The sequence below is a fragment of the uncultured Fretibacterium sp. genome (assembly GCF_938030725.1).
Lineage (GTDB): Bacteria > Synergistota > Synergistia > Synergistales > Aminobacteriaceae > Fretibacterium.
Genome location: NZ_CALHIQ010000021.1, coordinates 1 through 23,047 on the forward strand (window position 1 = coordinate 1; position 23,047 = coordinate 23,047).

The window sequence follows — 23,047 nt, forward strand, 5'->3', positions numbered from 1 at the left end:
GTGAGCTGGGTTTAGAACGTCGTGAGACAGTTCGGTCCCTATCCACCATGGGCGTAAGGTATTTGAGGAGAGCTGTTCCTAGTACGAGAGGACCGGAATGGACGAACCGCTAGTGTATCGGTTGTGGCGCCAGCTGCAAAAGCCGGGTAGCTATGTTCGGCCGGGATAACCGCTGAAAGCATCTAAGTGGGAAGCCCCCTCCAAGATGAGATACCTGACTCTTTAAGAGATAAGACGTCCGCAAGACGAGCGGATAGATAGGCCGGAAGTGTAAGCGTTGAGAGGCGTTGAGCTGACCGGTACTAATACGTCGAAACTTTGCACTCCAAATCATCGATGTTTTCTGTTTGGTTGTTGGTATATGCAGGGTAAAGAATTGTTTTCTGGTGGCCATGGCGGCAGGGGAACACCCGGACCCATGTCGAACCCGGAAGTTAAGCCTGCAAGCGCTGATGGTACTGTGTGGGGTACACACGGGAGAGTAGGTCGCTGCCAGAAAACTGATTTAAAGACGGAGGGAGCTGAAAATACTTCAGCTCCCTCCGTTGCTTTATATACCTATCCCTTCTTCTCCGTCACCAGCCCTTCAAACTCTAAAATTCATTCCTACCTCCTCACCACGGGCCCTCCGTCAGAAGCTTGCGGGCGTGCTCCTGAGCCTCGGTCAGGTCGGGTGAGCCGGAGAGCATGCGGGCGATCTCGCGCACGCGCGCTTCCCCCTCTATCGGCTCGATCTGCGACTCGCCTCCAGCGCGTTGGATCAGGACGTGAGCGTCCCCCAACGCGGCGATGGAGGCCTCGTGGGTCACCAAGATCACCTGAGCGTTTCGGGACAGCTCCTTCAGCTTCATGCCGGACAGCACGGCAGCCCTTCCGCCCAGCCCGGCCTCCACCTCGTCGAACACCAGGGTCGGCGGCGTCCACTCCTGGGGCAGCGAGAGCTGCAGCGCCAACAAGAGGCGGCTCAGCTCGCCGCCCGATGCGATCTTGTCAACGCGCCCGACCCTCGTACCGTCGCGCAGGGCGAATTCCGCCTCATCCGCGCCGTCCCGCCGCAGCTTCCCCAGCTCCCGCAGGTGCAGCTCAAAGGAGGTCCCCTCCATGGCTAGATCCTTCAAAAGTGCGTTGACCCGCTGCGAGAGCGCGGCAGCGGCCTCTTGACGGCTGCGCCTCAATTCCATGGCCAGCGCATTGGCCCGCTTGCGCAGCTTCAACGATTCCCCCGTGAGCTCCTCAAGCTTTGGGTAGCTCTTCTCAAGCCATTCAAGGTTGAGCGAGGCCTCCTGGCAGTAGGTCAGGAGGCCCTCCTCGTCCGCAGAGCCGGACAGGCGCTTCAGTCGGCGCAAAGCCCCAAGCCGTGCCTCCAGGCGGTCCCGCTCCCCCGCGTCCTCCTCCTGTCCGCTGAGCTCCTCCCGTGCCTCCTCCACGGCCTCCTCTATCGCGTGAAGCCCCTCTCGGAACCGCTGCTGAACGCGCTGACGGGCCTCGTCCGGCAGGAGCTCCTCAAACGTTTCGACGGCGTTTTTAACCCCATCCAGAAGCCCCGACTCGGAGAGGCCTCCGAAGAGCCGGTTCAGGGCCTCCTGAGCCCGCTCCCGGCGGGCGATGCGGCGGGCCAGCCCCGTCAGAGATGCCTCAAGCCCGGCCTCCAGTCCCGGCTCCGGCGCCACCTTCCGAACGAGGCCCAAGACCTCCTGGGCGTTGGCGTACCGGCGTTCGATCTCCTCCCGTCGGCGCGACATCGCCCTCAGCTCCTGGCCGCGGGCCCTCGCCTCGTCGAAGACGCGGCACAGCTCAAGGGCCGTATCGCGCGCCTCCCTGGAAGTGCAGGAGTCCAGCATGGCCAGCTGTCGAGCATCGTCCAGGAGCTCCATTTGCGCGAACTGACTCTGGATTCGGAGCAGCTGGGCCGCTGCGACGGAATAGGTGGCGAGGGGGATTTGTAGGCCCTGGAGCGAGGATCGGGCGCGGCCGCCCCTCAGGAGGGTCCGCCGGGCGAGGAGGGTTCCTTCCTCGGGTTGAAGGGCGTCCGAGAGCTCCGGGAAGCGGGCATCGGTCCTGAAGCTTGCCTCGGCGCCCCCCTCGTCCTCCCCCGCCCGCAGCAGCTGCACCTCGCCCCTCTTGCCCCCCACCAGCTCGATGGCCCGCACGACGCTGCTCTTGCCCGCTCCGCTCTCGCCGGTGATGACGGTGAGCCCCCGTCCGAAGGCGAGGTCCGCCCTTCGGATGCCGCCGATGTTCCACAGGGTCAGCCTCTCCAGCATGGGCTACTCCCGGTTGACGCCCGGCCTGCTCTGCCCCCAGCCGAGCTTCTCCTGGAGGAGGTCCAGGAAGTTGCGCCCCGGCAGGACCACGGTGCGGAGCAGCTTGTCCGGCGGCAGATCGACGTCGATCCTGTCGTCGGTGAAGACCTCGTAGGCCAACTGCCCGTCTTGGGTCAGGGTGATGTCCCTGGAGCTGCTCCTGGGAATGAGGGATATCCGGTCGGTCGCCGCCGCGATCAGGGGGCGGGAGTAGAGCGTGTGGGCGCAGAGGGGGGCCAGCAACATGCTGTCCAGATGTGGCGGGATGATGGGCCCGCCGGCGGAGAGGGCGTAGGCGGTGGACCCGGTGGGGGAGGAGATGATGACGCCGTCGGCGGGAAGGATGCAGAAGAAGCGGCCGTTGAATTGCACCTCGATGTGCAACAGGCGGGCGATGGCGTTCTTTGAGAGCACCACGTCGTTCAGGGCGTAGACGGTGTAGCGGGGGACGCCGTCGCGGTAGAGCACGCAGCGCAGCACGCGACGGTTCAGGACGTCGAAGCGGTCCTCCAGGATGCTCTTCAGGTCACACTCCGCCTCCTCAGGTTTGCTGGAGGCGAGAAAGCCAAGGTGGCCCAGGTTGATGCCGTGAAGGATGATGTCCGAGTCCAGGACGTAGCGCGCGGCGCGCAGGAACGTCCCGTCGCCGCCGATGACGACGGCCAGCTTGACGGTGTTCAGCCATTCCTCGTCGCTCAGCCCCGCTGCGGTCAGCGCCGAGGCCTCCAAGTGCGGCAGCAGGAAGCTGCATCCGTTCGCCTGTCCCCACCTCAGGAGGCGCCGCGCCATCTCCACCGCCTCCGGCTTATGCAGGTTGACGATCATCCCCAGGTCGTTCATGCCGGGTCCTCCATTTCGTGTCCGCGCTCCGTGCCGCGGGGATCGGGGTAAAAGTGAAACATCAGCCGCGGTCCCGCTGGAACTCACGGTACATCAGGCTGGGCTGGATCCCCCGGTTGTTCTGGTACTTGCCGCTTTTGTAGAGGTCGTATTCCCCCGCGATGGTGTGGTAGTAGATCTGGCATATCTCGACCCCCGCGTAGATGCGCACCGGCTGGATGCAGAATATCTCAAGCGTCCAGTAGCCCGCAAAGCCGATGTCGCCGAAGCCCGCCGTGACGTGGATGCAGAGGCCCAGACGCCCTGTGGAGGAGCGGCCCTCCAGCATGGGGATGTACTTCTCCGTCCTCGTGTACTCTGCTGTGCGCCCCAGGTAGAGCCGCCCCGGCGTCAGCGTCAGGCCCTCCGGCGGGATGCGGATGGTTTCGGTGGCGTTCGGCGTCTTCATGTCGAGGACCTCGTTCCGGTAGACGAGCAGCTCCCCGTGCAGGGACAGGTTGTAGCTGTTGGGGTTCACCCTTCGTTCGTCGAAGGGGTCGATGACGATGCCGCTGCCCATCTCCCGCACGATTTCCCTTCCGGAGAGGATCATGTCGAAAAACTCCTTCCGCGCCCTGGCGCAGGGATGAGGGGACGGCGCACCGCCCCTTCGTCTATTGTACCCGTTTTCCCCTGACCGGAGGGTGGCGGGAGAGGAGATGCCACAAAAATCATATATAATTCTTAGGTGAAACGGCTCCGCGCAGGACGCATCGCCGGGGCCGCACGAGAAAAAGGGAAGAGGACATCGAACGCAGATGAAAGAAAAGAAGAACGCAACGGTGATAGAGGTTCGGCAGCTTCCGCTGGACGCCACCTTCAACGTCCTGGGCGTCGTATCCCGGCTGACCCGCAAGAAGGACAGGAACGACAAGCCCTTCTGGGATATCTCGATCACCGACGGAACCGGGGACCTGGAGGGGAAGATCTGGGGCGGCTCCAACTGGTGGAACCTGTCGGGAGGGGATCGATACCCCCTTGACCCCTTGAACCTGGGCGAGCTGAAGTTTGAGGGGGCCACGGTGGGGCTGCAGGGCAAGGTTTCGGAGTTTCGGGAACAGACCCAGTACAACTTCAACGACGTCTACTACGTTGATCAGGAGAAGTACCCGCCCCACAGCTTCGTCCGACGCTCCCCCCTGTCCGACGAGAGGATGGAGGGCGAATTCCGCGCGCTTCTGGCGGAGATGCGCGAGCCCCTGAAGTCGTTTTTGGAAGCGGTCTTCTTCAAGCACGGGCTGTGGAAGAAGTTCATGGCCTGGCCGGCCGCTGTCTCCATGCACCACGCCTACGTCGGGGGGCTCCTGGAGCACTCCCTGGCCGTCGCCCTGGGGGCGAAGGCGCTGGCCCGGCACTACGAGGAAAGGGGCTACTCGGTGGACGTGGACCTGGCGACGGCCGGTGGCCTGCTTCACGACCTGGGCAAGCTGGACAGCTATGCCCTCAGCCCCGCGCCGCAGATGACGATTCCGGGCAACGTGGCGGAGCACATCGTTTTGGGGTACCATCGCTTTATGGCGCTGGCGGAGCAGGAGGGGCTGGACGGCGAGGTGGCCTTGGCACTGGGACACATCATCGTGAGCCACCATGGCCGGCGCGAGTACGGTTCCCCCGTGTTGCCCGCGACCCAGGAGGCTTTGATCGTCGCCGCCTCGGACGACCTGGACTTCAAGATGTTCTGCTGGCGCTCGCAGATCGACGGGCTGGAGGCAGGGCATGACACGACGGACTACATTCCCCTGCTGGAGCGCCGCTTCTGGCGCGGCCTGCCGGCGAAGGCCGCTGCAGGCGAGGGGACGGGGGATGGGCCGGAATGAGCTTCAGCCTCCGCCTGAGCCAGGACCACGACGGCAGAAGGCTGGATCGGACGCTGCGCTCCGTTTGGCCCGAACTGCCCCTGTCGGCCATCATGCGGGCGATCCGAAAGGGCGAGGTGCGTCTGGACTCGATCCGCGTCAGGGAACCGGGGGCCCGCGTTCAGGGAGGGCAGGAGCTCTGGGTTCCCTGGGAGGCGCCGGGCGGGCGCCCTGTGGTCCCGCGCCGCGGCACCGTACCCATCCTGTGGCGTGGGAACGGTGCGCTGGTGGTCAACAAGCCGGCTGACCTTCTGGTACAGCCCGACGTCAAGGGCGGGGATAGCGTCATTACGCGGGTTTGGAGTATGTTGGGTGCGGCGGAAGGCGGCTCTCCGGGCTTCGCTCCGACGGCGGTCCATCGGCTGGACCGCAACACGACGGGCGTGCTGATCGTGGCCTTGCGGGGTGACGCGTTGCGCGCCCTTGAGGACGCTTTCAGGGAGCGCCTGGCGGACAAGCGCTACCTGGCGGTCGTCGTGGGCAAGCCGTCCCGCAAGCTGGAGGAGATCGACGTTCCCCTCTTGAAGGATTCGGAAGCCAACGTGGTGCGGGTTTCTCCGGAAGGAAAGAGCGCCCGCACTCGCTGCCGATGTCTGGCCTCGGGCGGGGGGCTCTCCCTGGTGGAGCTGGAGTTGCTCACGGGCCGGACGCATCAGGCCCGCGTCCACCTGGCTCACATCGGCTGCCCCATTCTTGGGGACCGGAAGTACGGGGACTTCGAGGCGAACCGCCTCTGGCGCGCCGCGGCCCGACGGCCCCTCCTGCACGCCCTTGAGCTGAGCTTCCCGGATGGATTGAACTCCGCCCTTCGGGAGCTGGCCGGCCGGTCGTTCCGCGCCCCCGTGCCGGAGGACATGCTGGCTATCGCGGAGGACCGGGAGTGGGCGCTTCCGGCGGACCCGATCTGCCCCGATGAGGACGAAAATGGGGACGAATGAGAGGAAGCCCTCGATGCGTCGTCTCCTGGGGAAGAGGGGGCATGTCCTGGGCTTGATGCTGCTGCGCCTGCTCGTGTCCCTGGCGGCGGCGGTGGCGGTCTATGAGGGAACGGACTACTGGACGACGCGGATGTGGAACAGCCAGGAGTCCCTGATCGTCCGCGTCCTCGGCATGGGACCGGAGACTCCCGTTCCTTCCGCCCCTGGAGAGCAGGAGAGCTTCCCGACCCTTCAGCGGCAGCTCACGCTTTTGATCCTCACGGGGGAGCAAAGAGGAGTGACGGCCAACGTCAAGGTCGTCCGGCTCGATGGGAGCGGATTGGATCCCATCGAGGGACGGTGCTACCTTCTGGTCCATGACGTCTTCGAGGGGGGTGAGGTGCAGTACTCCATCGCCGACGCCTACCGAATTCCATCGCTCGTGGCCTTTGTCGTGGCGGTGTGTCTCTGCCTCCTCGCCCTCACCGGTGCGGCCGGTTTCTGGGCCCTGGCGGGGCTTGCCCTCTCACTGGTCGTGCTGATCTGGGGGATGATCCCCCTCATGACCAGGGGGTGGAGCCCTATGGCCACGGCCTTCGCCGCGATCCTGCTCGTCTCGTCGGCCACGATCTTCTGCGTCGTCCGGCGTTCGTGCTACCGCAGCGCTGCCCTCCTGGGGAGCCTCAGCGGGGCGGGCTGCGGCTTTCTGCTGGGGGCGTTTATGGTATGGGGGTGGCAACTGTCGGGACTTGCGGGGGAGGGGGCGGCCCTCCTGGCCTCCACCCTTCCGGGGATCGACATGCAGGGCATCCTCCTGGCCTCGATCCTGGTGAGCGCCATCGGAGCCGTGCTGGACGTCGCGGTCTCGGTGACGGCCTCCATGGCGGAGCTGGTGAGCTACGCGCCGGACATCCCCCTGCGGCGGCTCTGGACGGCGGGCATCAGCGTGGGCAGCGAGGTGTTGGGAAGCATGATCAACACGCTGATCCTGGCCTACCTGGGCAGCGCGCTTCCGATGGCGATCCTGATCAGCAGCGCGGGAGCCAACCTGCTGGGAATCTTGAACGACCCCTACATCGGCCAGCAGATCGTGCAGAGCCTGGCTGGAACCGTGGGGCTCCTGTGTACCATCCCGACGACGGCGTTCTTTTTCGTGGTGCAGGAGGGCTGGAACCGCCGCCGGCAGGGCGCGGGGGAGGATCGGGATGGGTAGCTCCGGAGGGGGCAGGGTCTGCGCGGCGGTGGATATCGGCAGCAACTCCATCAAGCTGAGGGTGGGGCGCTGCGCTGCCAGGGGGGTGCAGGTCCTCCTGGACACCACGGAGGTGGTGCGCCTTGGAAACTGCCTCCGGGATGGGGCGATACCGGAGGAGACGATGCGCAACGCCGCGCGGGTCGTCGCGGAGATGGTGGGCCGCGCCCGAAGGATGGGCGCGGAGCCCTGTCTGGTGGGCACCATGGCCCTGCGCGTCGCAGTCAACGCTCACGAGTTTTTGTCCCTGGTCCGCCGGCGGACGGGGCTCGAGATTCGAATCCTGTCCGGTGAGGAAGAGGCGAGCTACTCCTGGAAGGGAGCCTCGGCGGACTTCGCCCGAAATGGGGGGAACCTGGTCCTGTTCGATACCGGTGGCGGCAGCACGGAGTTCGTCTTCGGCCGGCGGGGGGCCATCGAGAGGATTCAGAGCGTTCCCGTGGGAGCCGTCTCCCTGACGGAGTGCTTCTTCGCGGAGGACCCACCTTCGGGGGCCGCCCTGGACGAGGCCATGGCCTGCGTTCGGGAGGTCCTGAGCGCGAACGGCATCGTCCGCGTTCACCCAGGGGCGGCGCCGGCGGTCCTGGGCCTTGGAGGGGGCGCCGTCGCCATAGGCTCCGTCAAGGACGGCTCGCCGGCATTTATCCCCACGAGGCTGCACGGCATGATGCTGACCCGAAAGGACGTCGCGGAACAGATGGCGCTCTACTCATCGCTCCCGCTGGCGGAGCGGCGGAGGATCGTGGGCCTGCCGGCCTCCCGCGCGGACATCGTCCTGGGCAGCGCCTGTATCATCCTGGGCGCCTTGAGGGCTCTGGACGTGGAGTCCTTCACCCTCAGCATCAACGGCCTGCGTCACGGTGTGCTCCTCGAGAGGTGCGAGGGGCTGTGTTCTGAAGTGTAGTAACAGTTTCGGGGGCCTGTGGCCCCTGGAGGAGGAGGAAAACAGATGTGCATCATGAAGGTTCGTAAGGGGTTTTGCGCGTTTTTGGCGGCGTTTCTGGCGGTGGCGGTCTTTGCCTCTGCCGCAGACAGGGCCTGGGCGGCATCGGCTCAGGGGATCATCAGCGACTCCATCGAGGTGCTGCGTGACATGGCGAAGCAGGAGGACGCGGACGCCATGGCGGACGTCCTGAAGGACGCCCGTGCGGTGGCCATCGTCCCGGCGATGGTCAAGGCGGGGCTGATCATCGGCGGCGAGTACGGCGAGGGATTGATCCTGCGTCGTGAGAAGGGGCGGTGGTATGGCCCCAGCTACTACAACCTGGGCGGAGGGTCCCTGGGGCTGCAGATCGGAGCCCAGAAGATATCCCTCGTCCTGGTTGTGACCAACGAGGACGGGGTCCGGGCGTTTCTGAACAGCCGGACGAAGCTGGGCGCCGACGTGTCCGTGGCCGCCGGTCCCACGGGGCGCCGCGCCGAGGCGGCGACGGACGCGCAGGCCAAGGCCTCCATCTACAGCTACTCTATGACGAAGGGCCTCTTCGCCGGAGTGTCGCTGGAGGGCTCGGTGATCAGCGTCAGCGTCAAGCGCAACGAGGACTACTGGAAGAAGAAGCTCAGTGCGGACGACGCCCTGAAGCAGCCGGCGAAGGACAAGCGAATCCTGCCGCTTACGGGCGCCCTGGACAACCTGGCCAAGAAGGCGCGATAGGCCCCACTTTAAGAGGCGGAGCGAGCCGCGCCCGAAACTTTGCGGCCCTGCTTGACAGAAACGACAGGGGTAGGTATACTATCTTTCGTGCTTGAGGGCGGATAGTTCAGCGGTAGAACACCTGCCTTACACGCAGGGGGTCACAGGTTCGAACCCTGTTTCGCCCACCAATGAAAAGCGGGGTCGTAGCTCAGTCGGTTAGAGTGTCGGCCTGTCACGCCGAAGGTCGCGAGTTCGAGTCTCGTCGGCCCCGCCATTTTCAGTTGTTTTTCGTTTATGAGGCGGGATAGCTCAGATGGTAGAGCAGCGGACTGAAAATCCGCGTGTCCCCAGTTCGATTCTGGGTCCCGCCACCAGGTAGGAGCAAATGCGGAAGTAGCTCAGGGGTAGAGCACAACCTTGCCAAGGTTGGGGTCGCGGGTTCAAATCCCGTCTTCCGCTCCAGAATTTAAAAGAGTGAGGCCCTGCTGAAGCGGGGCCTCTGTTTTTTTATGGGGTATCCCCTGAATAGTCAGGAGCGGGGCGAGGACTTTCGATAGCTTGGAATGGAAACAATGCCTCCTCATTATAAAAGCCTAAAATTTTTTTAGTGGACCTCGTTTTTTTACGGATTTTCATATACAATCAACAAGGTATCCCAGCAGGGTATCCTCAGCGTGCTTCCTGCGGAGGCGGGATGCGCCTCTCCTTCGGGAGGAGGGCGGGAAGGGGATATAGCGATGATTGAGGTGCATCGCCTGAACGGCGAACGTTTTTTGCTGAACTCTGATATGATTGAAACCATCAACGTGACGCCTGATACCGTGGTGCGGCTTTTGAACGGCCACCGCTATATTGTGCGCGAGGGGATCGACGAGGTCTGCGAGAAGATCGTTGCGTTTCGAAGGTTGGCGGGGTACGCCTGCATCGTTGCAAATTCTGCGGACGAGGCGGAGGATTCCGAAGGAGCGGGATCGTGATGGAGCATGCTGCTGGACTAGGGGTGAATAGGCTTTGGATTTAACGAGTATCGTTGGATTTCTCATATCTTGGATTCTGGTCCTCGCTGCCATGGCTGGGGGAGGGAACTTCGGCGCCTACATCGACGTCCCCTCAATGATGATCACGATCGGTGGCGCGTTGGGCGCGACGATCCTCTCAAACCCTGCGGAGAGGCTGAAAGCCATAGGGGGCGGACTGAAGAGCACCTTCGTCTCCCACGAGCCCAACCTCGTTGGGATGGTGCAGATGATCGTCAGCTTCGCCGAAAAGACCCGCAGGGAAGGGTTGCTCGCTCTGGAGAGCGACGTGGCGGAGCTGGACAACGAGTTCCTGAAGAAGTCCATTCAGCTGGTCGTGGACGGCACGGACCCTGAGCTGGTGCGGGCGATCCTGGACACCGAGATCGGTGTCCTGGAGGACCGCCACTCCGCCAACAAGTCCGTGTTCGACACCATCGCGGAGTTCGCTCCCTCCTATGGAATGATCGGAACGCTGGTGGGTCTCATCGCCATGCTGGGGAACCTGGCGGACGTCAGCTCCCTGGGGCCCAACATGGCCGTCGCCCTCATCACGACGATGTACGGGTCCATGATGGCCAACATGTTCGGCATCCCCATCGGCAAGAAACTCGCTGCCCGCTCCGCCCAGGAGGTCGTGGCCATGGAGCTGATGGTGGAGGGGATCCTGGCCATCCAGGCCGGAGAGAACCCCCGCATCGTCGAGGAAAAACTGAAGGTCTACCTTCCCCCCAAGCTCCGCAGCAGCTTTGAGAAGAAGGAGGGCGAGTAGCCTTGGCGCGCCAGAAGAAGCCGGAGCCGCCGGGGCTGAGCGCCCCCTTCTACATGGGCACCTACGGAGATATGGTGACGCTCATCCTGTGTTTCTTCATCCTGCTGTTCGCCATGTCCTCCATCGATGCGCAGAAGTTCCAGAAGGCGCTGATCTCCCTCAGGGGTTCCCTTGGGGTTTTAAAGGGCGGCGTGACCACGGAGGAGTCCACGGACCCGAACCAGAGTGGCGAGCAGGGGGTGGACGCGGGGTCGTCGCCCAGCGTGGAGCTGGATACCCAGCACGTCGCCTACACGATCAACAGCTACCTGCGGTCCGAAGGGCTGGGCAAGTCCATTCAGGTGACGATCAACCAGCGCGGCGTTTCCGTTTCCATCTCGGATCAATTCCTCTTCAACTCCGGCAGCGCGGAGGTGAAGCCCGAGGGGCGGCGGGTGCTCTTCAAGATCGCCTCCCTGGTGCGGGACAAGGTCCCGGCGGTGGCCGTAGAGGGGCACACGGACGCCACGCCTCTCTTGGGAGGGATCTATCGCGACAACTGGGGGCTCTCCGCGATGCGGGCAGCCGTCGTGGCGTCCTACCTGGAGCAGGATGGAGGCTTCGACCCACTGAAGCTCCAAGCCGTCGCCTTCGGCCCCAACCAGCCGATGGTGCCCAACGACACGCCGGAGCACCGCGCCCTGAACCGCAGGGTCGAGATCGTGTTCCTCTCGGAGTATCCCAAACGCTAAGGGGTTGATGGATCAACATGAAACGGATGATTATCTTTGTCGTTATCGGTTTGGTGATGTTCGGCGCGGGCTTTGGAGGAGGCCTGATGCTGGGGAGGACGATGGCGTCCGGCAGCGGCGAGGGCGGAGCCGCCAAGGCCCGCGAGGTTGCGGAACCGGGGCCCATCGTGACCATCGGCGAGTTCACCAGCAACCTGGCCGGCGCCGGCAGGCACGTCGTGAGCTTTACCGTGTCCCTGGAACTCGTGAACAAGAAGGAGGAGATCGCCGCCGCCGTTCAGAACATGGGGTGGCTCGTGAGGATCAAGAACGAGATCCTCCTCATCGCGAAGGACAAGACCTACGACGACCTCAACAGCGCGGAGGGGACGGTCCAGTTTCAGGGGGACATCAAGAGGGTGCTCAACTCCATCCTTCCCAACGTGGGAGGGGAGGCCCCCATCGCTCAGGTGCTCTTTGAATCCTTCGTGCTTCAATAACGATTCAAACAAGGCAACGGAGAAAGATTTTTGGTTTTTGTTGTGTCGGGGCTGCGAAAAACGGCGGCAGGTGTGATATCCTGAATACGTAGTTTTTCTTCGGGGCTGCGTCCCCGGAAGGCAGGTGAGGACTTCTGACTCCTGATGTGTTGTCACAAAGCGAGATCGATTCGCTCTTAAACGCTCTCACGAGCGGTAACGTGGATATCGACTCCATGGCTGAAAAGGCCGACGAGCGGAACCTCAAGGTCTACGACTTCAAAAGACCGGATAAGTTCAGCAAAGATCAACTTCGAGCCATTCAGATGATCCATGAGGCCTTTGCCCGCCAACTGACGACGGTCATGTCCACGCTGATCCGCTCCATCGTTTCTGCGGAGGTGGCCTCGGTCGATCAGCTGGCCTACGAGGAGTTTCTGAATTCCCTGGTGCAGCCGACGGTGATCGGGATGATCGAGATGCATCCCTTTGACGGCAACATGCTCCTCGAGATCAACCCGAACCTCGTGTTCGCCATCATCGACAGGATGCTGGGCGGCAAGGGGAACTTCACGGGCAAGCTGCGGGAGCTGACCGACATCGAGAAGACCGTCATTGAGCGCGTGCTGATGCGGATGCTGGAGCTCCTGGAGGACAGCTGGAGCACCGTGGTGGACGTCCGCTTTCGCTTCGAGAGCATGGAGAGCAACCCGTTCTTCGTGCAGATATGTTCTCCGCGCGATATGGTGCTCCTCGTCATCCTGAAGCTGAAGGTCGGCGATCTCGAGGGGATGATGAGCCTCTGCTTCCCCTACTTCCTGATGGAGCCCATCGTCGACAAGCTCTCCTCACAGCAGTGGTTTGCCGCGACGAAGCATGAACGGGACGAGGAGGAGCAGCGGAACCTGCTCTCGTCGATGCACCGCGTCAAGGTTCCCCTGGCGCTGGAGTTGGGGCACACGATCCTGAGCCTGTCGGACGTCTATGCCCTCCAGGCGGGGGACGTGATCAAGCTCGACGAAACGAAGGACAGCGACGTCGCCGTTCGGGTGGGCAACCGGGTGAGCTTTATGGCGAAGCCGGGGACCGTCGAAGGACGCCTCGCGGTGGAACTGACCCGGATCCTGAAGCGATCTACGGACGAGTCGTCAGAGGGAGAGGAAAAAGATGGATGATCTGCTTAGTCAGGATGAAATTAACGCCCTGCTTTCCGGCGGCGACCTAGGCGGTGGGGACGATTCGGACCTCTCCATGGAGGACTCCCACCTGCTCAGCGAGGTATCCTCGATCTTCGCGGGCGCCGAGAGCAGCGTCATCGGCATGTTGTCCGGCAAGGAGGTGGACACCGCTGTCAACGATGCGGAGGTCGTGACGCAGGCGGACTTCCGGGGCAGCCTGCCGGAGGGCCCCTTCCTCTTTACGGCGACGTTCGGGGGCTTTGACGATATCCCGCTGGCGCTGGCGGTGGAGCAGAAGGGTGCCCTGACCCTTGCGGACCTCATGATGGGCGGCGAGGGGAAGGACCTGCCGGAAGAGCCCAGCGACCTCTACCTGAACGCGGCCCAGGAGGGACTGAGCCAGGTGGTGGGTTCCTCCTTTACGAGCCTGAGCGGCCTGCTGGGGGGAAAGCGCCTGATCCCAGAGAACACGAACTCCGGGCTGGCGTCGGGGGACTGGCTGGCCTTCTCCTCCATGGCTCCGGAAACGAAGCTTTGGATGAGCCCGATCGAGGTGAAGATCGAGGGCTTGGACCCCTTCAAGATCTGGGTTGCGCTGCCTTTGGACTCAGCCCTCAAGATGGTGGGGCTGATGCGGGAGATCATTGGCGAGCAGGAGCCAAAGCAGCCGGAGGAAGCGGCGACGGCAGCGCCTTCGCCCGCCGCGTCCGCTCCAGCGCAGTCCGGAGGCGGGATGAGGGCACCCATGGGCGCTCCGGCTCCGCGGGCCGCGCAGCAGCCCGCCCCCATCGTGGACGTGCATCCGGCTGCGTTTCAACCCCTGGGGGGTGCGGCTGCCAGCGGTGCGGCGAGCCCCATCGACATGATCGCGGACATCCCGGTCCGAGTGACGGTGGAGCTTGGCAAGACGCGCAAGAGCGTTTCGGAGGTCCTGGCCCTGACGACCGGGTCGGTCATCGAGCTGGACAAGATGGCGGGCGAGCCGGTGGACATCCTGGTGAACGGGAAGCCGATCGCAAGGGGCGAGGTCGTCGTCATCGACGAGAACTTCGGCGTGCGCATTACGGACATCATCGGAGCCGCGGCAGGAGTGCGTTCCGCCTCTTAGGCCCAGGCCGAAGGGCTGAGCCACGAAAGCTCTCGCCCCGGTGTGTGGCTTTCTTGCGGCGAACGCTTGCCGGACGATTTTTCATGATATAATCAATGCGTCGTGTGGTTGCTCCATTGGCGGGGCGTCCATTGATCTTAGTTTTTTATGAAGACCTTTTCTCTATCAGGCGCAGGGACTGACGGCCTTGCGCGAGAGATTTTGACGTAAGCGAGGGATCACAGGATGGGCAAGAAAGTTCTTATCGTCGATGACGCGGCCTTTATGCGAATGATGCTGAAGGATATCCTTCAGAAGAATAATTTCGAGGTGGTCGCCGAGGCTGAAAACGGCAAGGCGGGGGTCGCCGCGTATCAGAAGTACAAGCCCGATATTGTGACGATGGACATCACGATGCCGGAGATGAACGGCATTGACGCTGTTAAGGCCATCAAGGCCCTTGATCCTAACGTCAAGATCGTGATGGTGTCCGCGATGGGGCAGCAGCCCATGGTCATCGAGGCGATCCAGGCGGGCGCCAACGACTTCATCGTCAAGCCCTTCCAGCCGGAGCGCGTGATCGAGGCCATCACCAAGGTCCTCTCCTGAATCTGAAGGGGCGTTTCGCCGCTGCCCTGGCGACGAAGGCCGCCGGAAGGCCGGAGTTTCGTGTGCGCCGTCGCAGCGGTGATCGCGGATGGCGGCGCAGTTGTTTTATGTTCTATTGAAACCTTACGGAGAAGTCGGTGCCTGAGGGAGAATAAGTGATCGCAGACCCCAGCCTTGTGTCCTACCTAACTCGGGTTTCGCTTGCCTTAGTTCTTCTGATGCTTTCCGCCGCCCTCCTGGTGCGCTTTGCGCGGAGGAGGCGTGAGGGGGTAAGAGATGACGGGGCCGTTAAGCTTTTGGCGTCCTTACCCGTGGGTAAGGATGTCTTTTTTGTGTTGCGCTGCGGACCCGACGTCGTCGCGTTTACCTCTGGGGCGGGGGGAACTTGTCTGATGGGCAGGTGGAAGTATGAGGAATGGGTTGGCGCGGGAAACGCTCCAGCGAAACGGACGGAAGATGGCGCGCGCTAGAGGGTTCCCCCTCATCCTGGCGCTCGCGGCGTTCCTCGTCTTGAGCGCAGGGCTTGCCCTTCCGGCTTTGGCCGCGGATTCGGAGGCGCTTTCCGGGGTGCCGCTCCCGACGATACAGTTTGGCGTCACGCCGGCGGACTCCCCGCGGGACGTGGCGCTCTCCCTGCAGATCCTGGCTCTGATGACTGTGGTGAGCGTCGTTCCGGCGATCTTCCTCATGGTGACGAGCTTCACCCGCATCATCGTGGTCCTGGGCTTCGTGCAGCGCGCGATAGGGCTTCAGCAGTCGCCGCCCCAACAGGTCATCGCGGGGCTCTCGCTCTTCCTGACGCTCTTCACCATGTACCCGGTGTGGGATCGGGTCTATCAGGAGGGGCTTGCGCCATACCTTTCGGGCGCCGCCAGCGCCCCCCAGGCCTGGCAGAGTACGATGACGCCGATCCGTGAGTTCATGTTTCGCTATACGCGCCAGGAGGAGCTGTCGCTCATGGTGTCCATGTCCGGGACCGAGCGCCCTGCGTCGCAGGACGCGGTGCCGACGCGCGTCCTGATCCCTGCCTTCATGCTGAGTGAGCTCAAGACGGCCTTTCAGATGGGCGTCGTCATCTATATCCCCTTTATCGTGGTGGACATGGTGGTTTCAAGCGTCCTTCTGGCGATGGGGATGATGATGCTCCCCCCCATGATGATCTCCCTGCCCTTTAAAATCCTGCTCTTCGTCATGGCCGACGGCTGGAACCTGGTCGTCCTGAGCCTTCTGAAGAGCTTTGCCAACGTCCCCTGATGCAGGACGGCGGCGCTCCCGTTCCCCTGGAGGCCACGGTAAGAGAGGAGGTACCCGAAGATGGCGGAAACGACCCTGAGCCTTTTTGATCTCCTAAGCCAGTCCATCTGGACCATGTTGATCGTATCTCTGCCCGTGCTCCTGGTGGCCATGAGCGTGGGGCTTTTGATCGGCATCCTCCAGACGGCCACCTCCATACAGGAGCAGACGCTGATCTTCATCCCCAAGATATTGGCCGTGTTCGTCTGCATCGTCCTCCTGTCCCCCTGGATGGGGCAGAGGATGCTCGTGATGACGCGGGAGATCCTGGGGCAGTTGGAGCGCTTTATCCAGTGATGCGGGGCGGCGCTTTTTCATGAGGGGGATCGAGCTGCCGGCCCAGCTGCTGATCGTCTGTCTTCTCCTTCATCTTCGCTTCGTGGGGCTCGTGTTCAGCGCCCCCGTGTTCACTGCCGTCATGGCCCCGACGCCCGTGCGCTATCTCTTTGCCGTGCTCCTAACGTTCTCCGCGACGGGGGCGTTGGGCGGCGCGGAGGTCCCGCTCTTCTACTTCGACAGCGTCTTCTCCATCGCCCTCCTGGGCGTTCGCGAACTCTTGATCGGAGTGGCCCTCGGCTTCCTCTCCGCACTGCCGCTGGTGGCGCTGCGCGTGGCGGGAGAGCAGGTGGGGACGGTGATCGGCTTCTCCATGGCTCAGGTACTGGACCCGACGACGCAGACCGAGAGCTCCATCATCGGGCAGCTGGAATTCCTGGTGGGGTTGTGGTTTTATTACCACTGGAACGGACACCTCCTCATGATTCAGGCGGTGATGGAGAGCGTGCGGCTGGCCCCCGTGGGGCGCCTCCTGCCGTTCCCGCCCAACCTGATCGAGGTGGGGGCCTGGCTTCAGGACCTGTTCATCCTGGCGATGCGGATCACCCTTCCCTTCTTCTGCTCGCTGGTCCTGGCGGACGTCGGCCTGGGCTTTCTGGCGAGGACGGTCCCTCAGATGAACATCTTCGTCCTTGGGCTCCCGATCAAGGTGGCGCTGGGCTTTATGGTCCTTGCCGCAGTCCTGCCGCTGACCGTTGACCTGATCTACACTCAGTTTGAGCGCTGGATCGAGTTTGCCTTGGAGGGGGTGCTGTCTTGGAGCTCTGCGCCGTGAGGTGCCGCGTCGCCTTTGACATCCAGTTTTTTGCCCAGGAGCGCACGGAGCCCGCGACGCCCCGGAAGCGCGAGAAGGTGCGCTCCGAGGGCAGGGTGTGCATGAGCAAGGACCTGACGGCGGCCGTGGGGCTCTTGACGGGGCTCTTTGGGCTGGCGCTCCTGGGGGCCTTCATGTGGCGTGTGATGAGCCGCCTTCTGAGGCTCTCTCTGAGCTTCGTCGGGGATGCGGCCCTGGAACAGGACGGGTGGTTTCACTACCTCTCCTGGGAGGTCGTGAAGGACTTCTTCATCGCCTGGCTCCCCCTGGGGTGCCTGATCGCCTTTTTCTCTGCTGCCGCCGTCATCTGTCAGGTGGGCTGGACGATGACCAGCGAGCCCTTCAAGCCCAATTTTGGGCGGCTCAACCCCATCAGCGGAATGAAGAAGATCATCTCCCTGCGCTCCGTCGTCGAGCTCTTGAAGGGGCTCTTGAAGGCAGGGGTCTTCGCCGTCGTGATCTACTCCGCGATCAAGAACTACCTTCCCGCCTCCTCAAGGGCCATGCAGATGCCGCTGGTGCACGGCGCCGCCTCCTTCTGGGACATGCTGTGGACGCTCTCCATGCGGCTTGCGGCGATGCTGCTGGCGATGGCGTTGGTTGACTACCTCTACCAGCGCTGGGAGTTCGAGCGCTCCATCCGCATGAGCCGGCAGGAGATCAAGGAGGAGTACAAGCAGATGGAGGGGGACCCGCAGATCAAGAGCAAGATCCGCCAGAAGCAGCGGGAGCTGGCCAAGAAGCGCATGATGGCGGACGTCCCCAAGGCGGACGTCGTCATCACGAACCCGACGACGCTGGCGGTGGCCCTCCTCTACGATCGAAGGTTGATGAAGGCGCCTCAGGTCGTGGCGAAGGGCAAGGGCTTCGTGGCCCAGAAGATCCGAGAGCTCGCGGAGGCCGCAGGCGTCCCCGTGGTCGAGGACAGGCCCCTGGCCTGGGCGCTCTACGGAGGCGTCGAGGTGGGGGATGAGATATCTCAGGACCTCTACCGCAGCGTTGCGGAGATCCTCGCGATGGTCTACCGGCTCAGGGCGTCGTAATAAAAGTGAAAAAAGCGGCGGAAACGCGCGTTTCTGTTGTATAATCATGCCGTAGTCCTGTTGGCGTTTGCGTTCGAAGCGTTATCCGCTCTGAACTTTATCTTTCGAAATTCTATCTTCTTTATTTTTGTGAAGGGAAATCATTCAAACATGAAAAAGACAGCATGGCTTGTGTTGGCGCTTGCGATATGCTTCGTTCCCCAGGCGGCCTTTGCGGCCGACTCGCCGGAACTCGCGAGGTGGACGCGCGCCAGCGACTTTGCGGCTCGTGACGGGGCACAGAGGGTGAAGGTGAGCGTGGTCTATTACTCCAACGAGTACGTCGAGGCCCTTGTGAAGGCCGAGGCGGAGAAGAACCTCTGGACCCGCGACGAAACGGAGAACTACAAGTACACGCTCCTGAAGACGCTGAACTTCCACGACGCCATCGCCTTTCAGCTAACCCTTTACGTGGAGGGCCTTCCCATGTACGCTCAGCCCTTCGACCGTCACATCAGCCTGTGGATCGGCAACAAGCGCTACGACCCCACGGACTACGACAAGCGGTTCAACGTCAAGATACTGGGGGATCGGGACGGGATGGTCTGGTTTCCGCGGTACGACCCCAAGACGGGCGCAGAGCTCCTCAAGGGGGCGAAGGACATACGCCTCGTCCTGGACGGCGCCATCAGTCAGGCGATCTCCCCCCGCGGCGACGCCATGTGGGTCTGGGACATCACAAAGGACGTGGAGGGGGCCCTGGGGGACGGCAAGGCCATGGACCGGCTTGAGCTGGATCGCCTGATCAAGCGCCTTGAGAAACTGAATAAGGAGCGCGGCGCGCTTCAGCTGCAGGTAGATTCCATCGACCAGGAGTTGAGCGAGGTCAATTCCCGCATCGATGAGCTGCAGGGCAGGTAGTTCGAGGAAAGGAAGGAGAACGCCATGGATCGTATCGCCGTATTGACCAGCGGAGGGGATTCGCCCGGCATGAACGCAGCCATCCGTGCGGTGGCCCGCACCTGTCATTACAACGACAAGGAGTGCATCGGCGTCATGCGGGGTTATGAAGGGTTGATCGAAGGGGACTTCAAGCTGCTGGACCGCGCCTCCGTGGGGGGCATCATCCATCGGGGCGGCACGATCCTCAAGACCGCGCGCAGCGATCGCTTTAAGACCCAGGAGGGGCGTGAGGCGGCCCTCCTGAAGATGAAGGAGGCGGGGATCGAGGGCCTCATCGTGATCGGCGGGGACGGATCCTTCCATGGTGCGAAGGCGCTGCACGAGATGGGGATGCCCGTCATCGGCATTCCCGGCACCATCGACAACGACGTGGCGGGAACGGACGAAACCATCGGCTTCGACACGGCGGTGAACACGGCCCTTGAGGCGATCATGCGCCTGAGGGACACGGCCTCCAGCCACGACCGCCTGTTCATCGTCGAGGTTATGGGGCGCAACGCAGGCTTTCTGGCGCTTGAAACCGCGGTGGCCTCCGGCGCGGAGTACGCCGTCGTCCCAGAGATCCCGTTGAGCATCGGCAACCTCTGCAAGCTGCTTCGGGAGTCCCACGCGGAGCACAAGAGCCACACCCTCATCATCCTGGCGGAGGGGGTCATGTCCGCCACGGAGATGCGGGACAAGCTCCAGGACACGGGAGGGTACGACGCCCGGGTCACGGTGCTGGGGTACATCCAGCGGGGCGGAAGCCCCACGTCCTTTGACGTCGTCCTCGCCACCCGCATGGGGGCCTTTGCTACGGACAACCTGCTGATCGGAAAAAGCGGCTTTATGGTGGGGAACGTGAACCACAAGCTGGTCCTGAGCGACCTGGAACGCTCCTGGGCCGAGCACAAGAGCCTGAGCCCGGAGCTGCTGAACCTGGTCCACAAGATGAACTGACATGTGCGCCGGGGAAGGGGCGGCCTGCAGAGGCCTTGACGTCGCTGCGCTCCTGCGGATCGTCGCCTCGGACCTGGGGGGGCGAAAGGTTCCCGCCCTCTCCCATCCCTCCGGTTGGGAGGAGGCCCTGGCCCTCTGCCTGGCGGCTGAGGGTGTGACGATCGTGACGGGGTTCTTTATCGCGTCGGCCGGCGCTCCGGAAACGGACGGCCCCGCGGGGAGCGTTGCCCTGGGGCGGGCCATGGAGCTTTTGGGCCGGAGGGTGCAGTTGGTGACGGATTCCCGCAACAGCCTCGTGTTGTCCGCCTGCTCCGCCGCGCTGGGCGGTCCTCCCGTCGCAGCGATGGACGGCCCTCACCCCGCCGCGCTGGAAGGAGCGGACCTCCTGATCTTCCTGGAACGTCCGGGGTGCGCCGGTGACGGACGGTATTACAACATGAGGGGGAATGACATCTCGGCCTCCGTCGTGCCCCTGGACGACCTGGCCGTCCGCGCTCTGGAACACGGACTTCCCGTCATCGGGATCGGCGACGGGGGCAACGAGGCCGGAATGGGCGCTCTTTACGAGCCGCTGAAGCGGCTGCTCCCGGAGTATGCGCGCTGTCTGTCCCGCGTGCCCGCAACCGTCTGCCTCCCCGTGGACGTTTCTAACTGGGGTGGGTACGCGCTGGCCGCCCTCCTGTCCGCCGCCTCGGGCCGGTGGGTGGGGCTCTCCCCCGGCGAGGAGGAACGGGCTCTGAGGGCTGCCGTCGGCGCGGGAGCGGTGGACGGAACGACGGGCTGCCGCACCCTCTCCGTCGATGGGTTTTCGTTGGAGCGGCTGGAGCGGGTGACGGTGCAGCTCAAAGATTGGTATGGTATCGCTGCGGAAAAGACGTTCTTAAAAAGACAAAATCATGCCTGAAGTGTGATGCCCGGTGAAGCACAAATCCTTTTTTCCTCTGCTTTTGATATCCTTTGCGGTGGCGCTTACGATCCTGTCCTTTTGGGTGGTTCGGAAGAACAGCCTCAATCCGCGACAGGGCTTTATGATCTCCAACGTTTCGGTCAGCGTCGATTTCGACGATCGCCGCTTCCTGGCGGGGACGGCCTCGCGCTTCCCCTATGGGGCAAGACAGGTGTTCGTGCGCTTCGATTACAGCTGTCTTGAGGCGAACAGCTCGATGGACCTTTCCTGGGACTGGGGACAGAAGCGGGTGCAGTCGGAAACCTATGAACTTTCCGCGCCGTCGGGCACTCGGATGTACTGCCTGCTGAAGGAGGACGGCTCCCCGCTGCCGCGGGGGATGTACACCGTCACGATCCAGTGCTTGACCGAAATCATGCCGAACTTTCATTTTGAGATCTATTGACGCTGCCCCTGGGGCCGGCGCGAATCGACGCGACGAAAAATCGGCCATTTTTTCGGAGGGGCGTTCCCCGAAGTTTTATTTTTTAAGATGCTCGATTGAAGATGAAGTTTGAGGTGAAAGACGATGAAGTACAGCGAACAGGACATGGAACGGTTATGGTGAAGGTCGTTGACGAGAAGGCAGCGGCCCCTCGCAGGAGGGGGCGACCGCCGCGCGTGAAGGAGCCTGCAGAGGCCCTTGAAGAGGCGAAGGTGACGCAGTCTGTAGAGGCGGAAAGCCCCTCCCCTGCGGAGGAGAGCGCCGCGGTGAAAGTGCGTCGTCCGCGGGGCAGGCCGCCGAAGAACGCGGCGAAAAAAGTGGAGGAGGCGGAGGCCCCCCAACAGCTCCTGCTCCTTCCGGACGTCCGGAGGACGGAGGCAATGGAGCTGTCCGAGGCACCGAAGGAGGCGCCGGAGACCGAGGACCCCACGGAGGAAACAGTGGCGTACGGGAAGGACCCCGTGCCTAAGATGCAGGGCGTCCAGCCCGGCGAGGACCCGGAATTGCCGGTCCCTGCCGAGCCGGCCCCCGACGAACAGGAAGAGCCCTTGGCCCCCTACGCCCGCGCGTCGGTTCACGAGGTGACGCCCCACCCGAAGCCCAAACACACCTACGCTTACCTCGCGGCCCAGACCCTTACGGACCTTCGGAAAATTGGACGAGAGTTCAACGTCGCGGGGCCCACTACGATGCACAAGGACGACCTGATCATCTCTATCCTGAAGGCCCAGGCGGAGAGCATGAACTACCGCTTCGGCGGCGGGACGCTCGAGATCCTGCCCGAGGGGTTCGGCTTCCTTCGGCCCAAGGGGATGCTGCCGACGGACAACGACGTCTACCTCTCGCTGTCCCAGATTCGACGCTTCGGGCTTCGGAATGGGGACGTGATCTGGGGTCTGATCCGCCCGCCGCGGGACCAGGAGCACTACGAGGCGCTCCTGCGCGTGGAGACGGTGAACTTCTCGGACCCCGAGTCCTCCCGCCGGCGTCCGATGTTTGCCCACCTGACGCCCATCTTCCCCAACGTCCGAATCAACCTGGACTCCGGCCCTGGAGACTGGGCGACGCGCCTGGTGGACATGTTCGCCCCCATCGGCCTGGGGCAGCGTGCGCTGATCGTCTCGCCCCCCAAGGCGGGCAAAACGACACTCTTGAAGCGCATCGCCAAGGCCATCTCCGCGAACTCGCCGGACATCATCCTGATGGCCCTCCTGATCGACGAACGCCCCGAGGAGGTGACGGACATCTCCCGCTCCATCGACGGAGAGGTGATCGCCTCGACGTTCGACCGCCCTGCGGACGAGCACATTCGGGTGGCCAGCCTCGCCATCGAGAAGGCGAAGCGCCTGGTGGAGGCGAAGCGCGACGTCGTCATCCTCCTGGACTCGATCACGCGCCTGGCCCGCGCCTCGAACCTGACGGTCCCACCGTCGGGCCGCACCCTGTCGGGTGGTCTGGACCCCTCCGGGCTCTACTTCCCGAAGCGCTTTTTCGGCGCCGCTCGAAACTTCGAGGAGGGCGGGAGCCTGACGATCATCGGGACGGCCCTGACGGATACGGGCAGCCGCATGGACGACGTCATCTACGAGGAGTTC

Annotated in this window: 24 protein-coding genes, 4 tRNA genes and 2 rRNA genes; 27 read left to right on the forward strand and 3 right to left on the reverse strand. The window is 63.3% G+C overall.

Annotation, left to right across the window (positions count from 1 at the left end; all coding sequences use genetic code 11):
- Positions 1 to 326, forward strand: a 23S ribosomal RNA gene (locus tag Q0629_RS01545); the annotation flags it as partial.
- Positions 327 to 382: 56 nt separating this feature from the next.
- A 5S ribosomal RNA gene (gene rrf, locus Q0629_RS01550) occupies positions 383 to 498 on the forward strand.
- Between the two features lie 116 nt (positions 499 to 614).
- On the opposite strand, the gene Q0629_RS01555 is transcribed toward rrf, so the two are convergent.
- The 3 genes from Q0629_RS01555 to dcd form a co-directional block, all read right to left on the reverse strand.
- Positions 615 to 2,264, reverse strand: coding sequence for an AAA family ATPase (locus Q0629_RS01555; RefSeq protein ID WP_298778068.1), 1,650 nt, complete (start codon positions 2,262 to 2,264; stop codon positions 615 to 617).
- A gap of 3 nt (positions 2,265 to 2,267) precedes the next feature.
- Complete coding sequence (locus Q0629_RS01560) at positions 2,268 to 3,143, reverse strand: NAD(+)/NADH kinase (protein ID WP_298778071.1); 876 nt, start codon at positions 3,141 to 3,143, stop codon at positions 2,268 to 2,270.
- Positions 3,144 to 3,204: 61 nt separating this feature from the next.
- On the reverse strand, positions 3,205 to 3,735 hold the full coding sequence (dcd, locus tag Q0629_RS01565; protein ID WP_298778073.1) for a dCTP deaminase: 531 nt from the start codon (positions 3,733 to 3,735) through the stop codon (positions 3,205 to 3,207).
- 205 nt (positions 3,736 to 3,940) lie between these two features.
- Between dcd and Q0629_RS01570 the strand changes: the two genes are divergently transcribed.
- The 25 genes from Q0629_RS01570 to rho form a co-directional block, all read left to right on the forward strand.
- Positions 3,941 to 4,999, forward strand: coding sequence for an HD domain-containing protein (locus Q0629_RS01570; RefSeq protein WP_298778076.1), 1,059 nt, complete (start codon positions 3,941 to 3,943; stop codon positions 4,997 to 4,999).
- Positions 4,996 to 5,976: an RluA family pseudouridine synthase gene (locus tag Q0629_RS01575; RefSeq protein WP_298778078.1), complete on the forward strand. Its 981-nt coding sequence runs from the start codon at positions 4,996 to 4,998 to the stop codon at positions 5,974 to 5,976. Before Q0629_RS01570 ends, Q0629_RS01575 begins: the two co-directional genes overlap by 4 nt.
- On the forward strand, positions 5,963 to 7,168 hold the full coding sequence (locus Q0629_RS01580) for a YibE/F family protein (protein WP_298778082.1): 1,206 nt from the start codon (positions 5,963 to 5,965) through the stop codon (positions 7,166 to 7,168). Before Q0629_RS01575 ends, Q0629_RS01580 begins: the two co-directional genes overlap by 14 nt.
- Entirely contained in the window at positions 7,161 to 8,111 is a 951-nt protein-coding gene (locus tag Q0629_RS01585; protein ID WP_298778085.1) for a Ppx/GppA family phosphatase, read from the forward strand. The genes Q0629_RS01580 and Q0629_RS01585 overlap by 8 nt, the downstream gene beginning before the upstream one ends.
- A gap of 45 nt (positions 8,112 to 8,156) precedes the next feature.
- Positions 8,157 to 8,861, forward strand: coding sequence for a lipid-binding SYLF domain-containing protein (locus tag Q0629_RS01590; RefSeq protein WP_298778088.1), 705 nt, complete (start codon positions 8,157 to 8,159; stop codon positions 8,859 to 8,861).
- A gap of 95 nt (positions 8,862 to 8,956) precedes the next feature.
- Positions 8,957 to 9,031, forward strand: a tRNA-Val gene (locus Q0629_RS01595).
- 9 nt (positions 9,032 to 9,040) lie between these two features.
- A tRNA-Asp gene (locus Q0629_RS01600) sits at positions 9,041 to 9,117 on the forward strand.
- A 24-nt stretch (positions 9,118 to 9,141) separates the two neighbouring features.
- Positions 9,142 to 9,217 (forward strand) — tRNA-Phe (locus Q0629_RS01605).
- A 13-nt stretch (positions 9,218 to 9,230) separates the two neighbouring features.
- Positions 9,231 to 9,305 (forward strand) — tRNA-Gly (locus Q0629_RS01610).
- Between the two features lie 275 nt (positions 9,306 to 9,580).
- A complete protein-coding gene (locus tag Q0629_RS01615; protein ID WP_298778091.1) occupies positions 9,581 to 9,820 on the forward strand; it encodes a flagellar FlbD family protein in 240 nt (79 codons plus the stop codon).
- A gap of 34 nt (positions 9,821 to 9,854) precedes the next feature.
- Positions 9,855 to 10,631: a motility protein A gene (locus tag Q0629_RS01620; RefSeq protein WP_298778093.1), complete on the forward strand. Its 777-nt coding sequence runs from the start codon at positions 9,855 to 9,857 to the stop codon at positions 10,629 to 10,631.
- A 2-nt stretch (positions 10,632 to 10,633) separates the two neighbouring features.
- Positions 10,634 to 11,362, forward strand: coding sequence for a flagellar motor protein MotB (locus Q0629_RS01625; RefSeq protein ID WP_298778095.1), 729 nt, complete (start codon positions 10,634 to 10,636; stop codon positions 11,360 to 11,362).
- A gap of 17 nt (positions 11,363 to 11,379) precedes the next feature.
- Positions 11,380 to 11,841 (forward strand): flagellar basal body-associated FliL family protein, encoded by a 462-nt coding sequence (locus Q0629_RS01630; RefSeq protein WP_298778098.1) that lies wholly within the window; start codon positions 11,380 to 11,382, stop codon positions 11,839 to 11,841.
- 146 nt (positions 11,842 to 11,987) lie between these two features.
- Complete coding sequence (gene fliM / locus Q0629_RS01635; RefSeq protein WP_298778100.1) at positions 11,988 to 12,995, forward strand: flagellar motor switch protein FliM; 1,008 nt, start codon at positions 11,988 to 11,990, stop codon at positions 12,993 to 12,995.
- Entirely contained in the window at positions 12,988 to 14,106 is a 1,119-nt protein-coding gene (gene fliY, locus Q0629_RS01640) for a flagellar motor switch phosphatase FliY (RefSeq protein WP_298778102.1), read from the forward strand. Before fliM ends, fliY begins: the two co-directional genes overlap by 8 nt.
- A 225-nt stretch (positions 14,107 to 14,331) precedes the next feature.
- Positions 14,332 to 14,694, forward strand: a complete 363-nt coding sequence (locus Q0629_RS01645; protein WP_298778104.1) for a response regulator — start codon at positions 14,332 to 14,334, stop codon at positions 14,692 to 14,694.
- A gap of 408 nt (positions 14,695 to 15,102) precedes the next feature.
- Entirely contained in the window at positions 15,103 to 15,948 is an 846-nt protein-coding gene (gene fliP / locus Q0629_RS01650) for a flagellar type III secretion system pore protein FliP (protein WP_298778107.1), read from the forward strand.
- A 60-nt stretch (positions 15,949 to 16,008) separates the two neighbouring features.
- Positions 16,009 to 16,284, forward strand: coding sequence for a flagellar biosynthesis protein FliQ (gene fliQ / locus Q0629_RS01655; protein ID WP_298778108.1), 276 nt, complete (start codon positions 16,009 to 16,011; stop codon positions 16,282 to 16,284).
- 19 nt (positions 16,285 to 16,303) lie between these two features.
- On the forward strand, positions 16,304 to 17,098 hold the full coding sequence (locus tag Q0629_RS01660) for a flagellar biosynthetic protein FliR (RefSeq protein WP_298778111.1): 795 nt from the start codon (positions 16,304 to 16,306) through the stop codon (positions 17,096 to 17,098).
- Entirely contained in the window at positions 17,080 to 18,180 is a 1,101-nt protein-coding gene (flhB, locus tag Q0629_RS01665; protein WP_298778113.1) for a flagellar biosynthesis protein FlhB, read from the forward strand. The genes Q0629_RS01660 and flhB overlap by 19 nt, the downstream gene beginning before the upstream one ends.
- 150 nt (positions 18,181 to 18,330) lie before the next feature.
- Positions 18,331 to 19,080, forward strand: a complete 750-nt coding sequence (locus tag Q0629_RS01670; RefSeq protein ID WP_298778115.1) for a hypothetical protein — start codon at positions 18,331 to 18,333, stop codon at positions 19,078 to 19,080.
- 24 nt (positions 19,081 to 19,104) lie between these two features.
- On the forward strand, positions 19,105 to 20,061 hold the full coding sequence (gene pfkA, locus Q0629_RS01675) for a 6-phosphofructokinase (protein WP_298778117.1): 957 nt from the start codon (positions 19,105 to 19,107) through the stop codon (positions 20,059 to 20,061).
- Position 20,062: 1 nt separating this feature from the next.
- Positions 20,063 to 20,965 (forward strand): glutamate cyclase domain-containing protein, encoded by a 903-nt coding sequence (locus Q0629_RS01680; RefSeq protein WP_298778121.1) that lies wholly within the window; start codon positions 20,063 to 20,065, stop codon positions 20,963 to 20,965.
- A gap of 124 nt (positions 20,966 to 21,089) precedes the next feature.
- Positions 21,090 to 21,413 carry a hypothetical protein gene (locus Q0629_RS01685; RefSeq protein WP_298778125.1) on the forward strand — a complete coding sequence of 108 codons (324 nt, stop codon included), beginning with the start codon at positions 21,090 to 21,092 and terminating at the stop codon, positions 21,411 to 21,413.
- A 587-nt stretch (positions 21,414 to 22,000) separates the two neighbouring features.
- Positions 22,001 to 23,047 (forward strand): transcription termination factor Rho (gene rho, locus Q0629_RS01690; RefSeq protein WP_298778127.1); only part of this gene is annotated, 1,047 nt, incomplete at its 3' end.

Coding starts and splice junctions, on each gene's coding strand:
- Q0629_RS01575 (WP_298778078.1), top strand. CDS start 4,996: ATGAGCTTCAGCCTCCGCCTGAGCCAGGACCACGACGGCAGAAGGCTG.
- Q0629_RS01660 (WP_298778111.1), top strand. CDS start 16,304: ATGAGGGGGATCGAGCTGCCGGCCCAGCTGCTGATCGTCTGTCTTCTC.
- fliQ (WP_298778108.1), top strand. CDS start 16,009: ATGGCGGAAACGACCCTGAGCCTTTTTGATCTCCTAAGCCAGTCCATC.
- Q0629_RS01555 (WP_298778068.1), bottom strand. CDS start 2,264: ATGCTGGAGAGGCTGACCCTGTGGAACATCGGCGGCATCCGAAGGGCG.
- Q0629_RS01580 (WP_298778082.1), top strand. CDS start 5,963: ATGGGGACGAATGAGAGGAAGCCCTCGATGCGTCGTCTCCTGGGGAAG.
- Q0629_RS01585 (WP_298778085.1), top strand. CDS start 7,161: ATGGGTAGCTCCGGAGGGGGCAGGGTCTGCGCGGCGGTGGATATCGGC.
- Q0629_RS01685 (WP_298778125.1), top strand. CDS start 21,090: ATGATCTCCAACGTTTCGGTCAGCGTCGATTTCGACGATCGCCGCTTC.
- Q0629_RS01680 (WP_298778121.1), top strand. CDS start 20,063: ATGTGCGCCGGGGAAGGGGCGGCCTGCAGAGGCCTTGACGTCGCTGCG.
- fliY (WP_298778102.1), top strand. CDS start 12,988: ATGGATGATCTGCTTAGTCAGGATGAAATTAACGCCCTGCTTTCCGGC.
- Q0629_RS01590 (WP_298778088.1), top strand. CDS start 8,157: ATGTGCATCATGAAGGTTCGTAAGGGGTTTTGCGCGTTTTTGGCGGCG.
- Q0629_RS01670 (WP_298778115.1), top strand. CDS start 18,331: ATGAAAAAGACAGCATGGCTTGTGTTGGCGCTTGCGATATGCTTCGTT.
- Q0629_RS01645 (WP_298778104.1), top strand. CDS start 14,332: ATGGGCAAGAAAGTTCTTATCGTCGATGACGCGGCCTTTATGCGAATG.
- dcd (WP_298778073.1), bottom strand. CDS start 3,735: ATGATCCTCTCCGGAAGGGAAATCGTGCGGGAGATGGGCAGCGGCATC.
- Q0629_RS01630 (WP_298778098.1), top strand. CDS start 11,380: ATGAAACGGATGATTATCTTTGTCGTTATCGGTTTGGTGATGTTCGGC.
- fliP (WP_298778107.1), top strand. CDS start 15,103: ATGAGGAATGGGTTGGCGCGGGAAACGCTCCAGCGAAACGGACGGAAG.
- Q0629_RS01570 (WP_298778076.1), top strand. CDS start 3,941: ATGAAAGAAAAGAAGAACGCAACGGTGATAGAGGTTCGGCAGCTTCCG.
- Q0629_RS01615 (WP_298778091.1), top strand. CDS start 9,581: ATGATTGAGGTGCATCGCCTGAACGGCGAACGTTTTTTGCTGAACTCT.
- Q0629_RS01560 (WP_298778071.1), bottom strand. CDS start 3,143: ATGAACGACCTGGGGATGATCGTCAACCTGCATAAGCCGGAGGCGGTG.
- pfkA (WP_298778117.1), top strand. CDS start 19,105: ATGGATCGTATCGCCGTATTGACCAGCGGAGGGGATTCGCCCGGCATG.